Genomic DNA, 251 nt, shown 5'->3' with positions numbered 1-251 from the left:
CGCGCCATCGTCGGCGTGACGTTGCGCGTCAGCACGTCGACCTCGCCTGATTGCAGCGCGGTGAAGCGCGCTTGCGTCGTCAACGGCGTCAGGCGGAACTTGCTGGCGTCGTTGAAGATGGTGGCGGCGATGGCGCGGCACATGTCCACGTCCAGTCCCTGCCAGTTGCCCTTGCTGTCCGGCGAGGAAAAGCCCTGGATGCCGGTGGACACGCCGCACTGCACGTAGCCGCGCTTCTTCACGGTATCGAG

At 66.1% G+C, this 251-nt stretch carries 1 protein-coding gene; it reads right to left on the bottom strand.

Annotated features, from left to right (window positions below; translation table 11 throughout):
* A partial coding sequence (locus SB764_RS42950; RefSeq protein ID WP_410867169.1) for a transporter substrate-binding domain-containing protein occupies window positions 1-251 on the bottom strand: 251 nt, incomplete at both ends.

The sequence above is a fragment of the Paraburkholderia sp. SIMBA_027 genome (assembly GCF_046535315.1).
GTDB lineage: Bacteria > Pseudomonadota > Gammaproteobacteria > Burkholderiales > Burkholderiaceae > Paraburkholderia > Paraburkholderia tropica.
The sequence above is the reverse complement of the archived record's forward strand: the minus strand, read 5'-3'. Positions and strand labels throughout refer to the sequence as shown.